The organism is Herbaspirillum sp. B65 (genome assembly GCF_000333555.1).
In the GTDB taxonomy this organism is placed as follows: domain Bacteria; phylum Pseudomonadota; class Gammaproteobacteria; order Burkholderiales; family Burkholderiaceae_D; genus Herbaspirillum; species Herbaspirillum rubrisubalbicans.
The window spans coordinates 1-3,471 of sequence record NZ_BADI01000599.1; the positions used below are offsets into that span (position 1 = coordinate 1).

Here is a 3,471-nt window from a genome sequence, read left to right on the forward strand (position 1 = left end):
ACCGGAGGCATGGACCACCGCCTCGGAGGCCGGGAAGTGGATGCCGCAATGGGCACACTGCACCATGGTCTCGACATTGCTGTCGCTGCGGCGACGAAAACGCGCCGGCTTGGGGGGCGGCATCCCGGGCTCGGCGTTGTTGGTGTCGGCGGCGGAGTCGTTACCGGCCAGCATGGATTTCTTGGCGCGCTGGAACCACACCACCACGGCCAGCAACACGACCAGCCAGATCAAATATTTCATGTCAGTACCCGATGCAGCACGACTTCAAGCACGAACCGGCTGCCTACATATGCCAATAAAAGGATGGCGAAACCGGCCAGCGTGAAGCTCAGCGCAGTCCGCCCCCGCCATCCCTGCCAGCGACGGCCGGCCAGGAGCAGGCCGAACAGCAGCCAGGACAGCATGGTGAAGATGGTCTTGTGATCCCACTTCAATGGCGTCCCGAACAACTGCTCGGAGAAGACCACGCCCGATAGCACCGTCAGCGTCAGCAAGGTGAAGCCGAAGGCGATCAGGCGAAACAGCAATTTTTCCATGGTCAGCAGCGCCGGCAGACGATCCAGCGCCAGCCCGAACCAACTGGACTGGGCCACCGGACCCGGCCGGGTATGCAGGCGCGACTCCTGCAATACCATCAGCACCGCATGGAAGGCGGCGATGGTCAGCGTGCTGTAGGCCAGGATGGAGATGGCGATGTGCGCCAGGAACCAGTCGGACTTGCCGGCCAGCGCCACCAGGTTGCCGGGGAAGACGGTCGGCAGGATCACCGCCAAGGCCGCCACCGGCAGCACCAGGACACGCATACTATCGAGTGAGAAATTGCGATTTTCCAGCCAGTAGGCGGCCACCGAAATCCACAAGGTGGAAGAGAGCATCACCGCAAAGCCCACCCGCAACGCGTCCGGGGCGAACATATCCGACAACAGTGCGCCGCCATGCAGCACCCAGCCCACCACGATGCCCAGCGAAATCGGCACGCGCCGCTGCGAGGGCATGAAGGCGCAGCCCAGGTAGAACAGCGCCGCCAGGATGAAAAAATAAGTTTGCATCGTCCAAGTTTACACTATCTCGGCCCGCCGCCCGCTTGCGCCGGGTCAGCCGGTGCCTGGATCGCTTCCCTGAAATGCGACACGGCAGGGGTTGCCTGCCGTGTCGGAGTACTGCGTACAGCAGGACCGCCCCCACTCAATCGATAGCGGCGGCCTTCATCTCGGCATTGTGATGGCGCTGCTGCTCCTCCATCACCAGTTGGCCCAGCTCGCGCTTCAAGGCGTTGAAATCCGGGTCGGCCGGATCGCGCAGGCGCGGCAGATTGACCAGCATGTCGCGCTTGACGGTGCCAGGTCGGTAGGTCATCACCACAATGCGGTCGGCCAGGTAGATCGCCTCTTCGATGCTGTGGGTGACGAAGACGATGGTCTTCCTGAACTCATCCCAGATGCGCAGCAGCTCATCTTGCAGGTTGCGGCGGGTCAGCGCGTCGAGGGCGCCGAAGGGTTCGTCCATGAGCATGATGGGCGAATCCAGCGCCAGCACGCGGGCAATGGCCACTCGCTGGCGCATCCCGCCCGACAGATCCTTGGGGAAACGGGTGCGGAAGTCGATCAATCCCAGCTTGTCCAGCAACTGGCTCACGCGCTGGGTGATCTCGGCCTTGGGCCGGCCCTTGATTTCCAGGCCGAAGGCGACGTTCTGCTCCACCGTCATCCAGGGAAACAGCGCATATTCCTGGAACACCATGCCACGGTCCGGTCCCGGCTCGGTCACCGCCTTGCCATCGGTGAGGATCTGGCCGGAAGAGGGCAGCGCAAAACCGGCAATGGCATTCAAGAGCGTGGACTTGCCGCAGCCGGAGGGCCCCAGCAGGCAGACGAACTGGCCATCGGGAATGGCGAGGTTGATGTCCTTCAAGGCCACCACCTCGCGCTCATCGGTCTTGAAGACCTTGTGCACGCTCTGTATACAGATGCGGGGAGACGAATTGCTCGGGTTCATGTCAGTTCTCCAGCCCGCGATGCCAGCGCAGCATGTAATTGTTGAGACGGCTCATGCCCAGGTCGATGGCCAAGCCCAATAGGCCAATGGTGATCATGCCGGCGATGATCTTGTCCGACCAGAAATACTCGCGCGCCTCCATGATGCGAAAACCCAGGCCATTGCTGACCGCAATCATCTCGGCCACGATCACCACGATAAAGGCGGTACCGATGCCGATGCGCACCCCCGAGAGGATGTAAGGAACGGCAGCCGGCAGCATCACCCGCAAGAATAGCGTGGACTGGCTCGCCCCTAGATTGCGGGCAGCGCGCAGGTAGATGCTGTCGACCTGGCGCACCCCGGCGATGGTATTCATCAGCACCGGGAAGAATGCCCCCAGCGAGATCAGGAACAACGCCGGCGGATTGCCCAGCCCGAACCACAGGATGGCCAACGGGATGTAGGCAATCGGCGGAATCGGCCGGATCACCTGTACCGTCAGGTTCATCAACCCATAGATGCGCTGGCTGGAGCCCATCAGCAACCCCAACGGCAAGGCCAGACCGGCGCCGATCAGGAAACCCGCCACCACCCGATACAGGCTGCCGATGGCATCCATGATCAGCTCGCCCGAAAAGGCCCAGGCCAGCCAGCTGCCGGCCTCGGGATCATAGGGTTTCAGGGGGGTGGCGTATTCCACCCATTTCTTGAGCACCGCCCAGGGCGAGGGCAGGATCTGTGGATTGATCCAGCCCGCCCGCGAGGCGCCTTCCCACAGCGCGATCACGATGATCGGCACCAGCAGCCCCTGCAGGAAGCTGCCCTTGTTTTGCTTGGCCATGCGCGATTTCCCCTTGGCTTACTTCAGGTTCATGCTCTTCTTGGCCTGCTCCAGCAGATCGGTCTTGACCCAATCCTTGGCCAGCGGCGGCTTGGCCATCTTGCCGGTACCGTACTTGGCCATGGTGTCGGTGGTCACCTGGATATGCTCGGCGGTGATGTCGTAGGCATAGGGCGAGTTGCCGATGGCGTCATAGAAGTCTTCCTTGGTGATCTGGTTCTTGAAGATCACTTCGCGCACGTACTTTTCGGCCACTTCCGGCTTGTCGATGAAGGTCTTGGTGGCCTCCAGGAAGCAGCGCATGAATTTCTCGGCCAGCGGGCGCTTCTCGTTGTAGAACTTCTCCGTCATTACCATGGTGCGATAGGGCTCGCCGATGGGGGTGTCGTAGGGCTTCATCACCTCCACCCCGAAGCCCTTGTTGATGGCCTGCGAGGATTGCGGCTCGCTCTGCATCATGGCATCGATGTTCTTGCCCAGCAGGGCTTGGTTCAGGTCGGCGAAGGCCAGGTAGACGATGGTGACATCCTTGGCGGAGAGGCCGTTCTGGCCCAGTTCGGCGTCCAGCAGCACTTCATGGATGCCGCCGCGGGTCACGCCCACCTTCTTGCCCTTCAAGTCCTTGACCGACTTGATGCCGGAATCCTGCC

General features: G+C 61.9%; 5 protein-coding genes. All 5 read right to left on the bottom strand.

Annotation, left to right across the window (positions count from 1 at the left end; all coding sequences use genetic code 11):
- The coding region (locus I5W_RS14140) for a PP0621 family protein (RefSeq protein WP_044529708.1) at positions 1 to 243 on the bottom strand (243 nt) is incomplete at its 3' end.
- Entirely contained in the window at positions 240 to 1,052 is an 813-nt protein-coding gene (locus I5W_RS14145) for a cytochrome C assembly family protein (RefSeq protein WP_017451978.1), read from the bottom strand. The genes I5W_RS14140 and I5W_RS14145, both read right to left, overlap by 4 nt.
- Before the next feature lie 136 nt (positions 1,053 to 1,188).
- Complete coding sequence (locus I5W_RS14150) at positions 1,189 to 1,998, bottom strand: ABC transporter ATP-binding protein (protein ID WP_017451977.1); 810 nt, start codon at positions 1,996 to 1,998, stop codon at positions 1,189 to 1,191.
- Between the two features lies 1 nt (position 1,999).
- Positions 2,000 to 2,821, bottom strand: coding sequence for an ABC transporter permease (locus I5W_RS14155; protein WP_017451976.1), 822 nt, complete (start codon positions 2,819 to 2,821; stop codon positions 2,000 to 2,002).
- Between the two features lie 18 nt (positions 2,822 to 2,839).
- Positions 2,840 to 3,471, bottom strand: a 632-nt coding sequence (locus tag I5W_RS14160; RefSeq protein WP_044529709.1) for an ABC transporter substrate-binding protein, incomplete at its 5' end; no start/stop codon positions are given.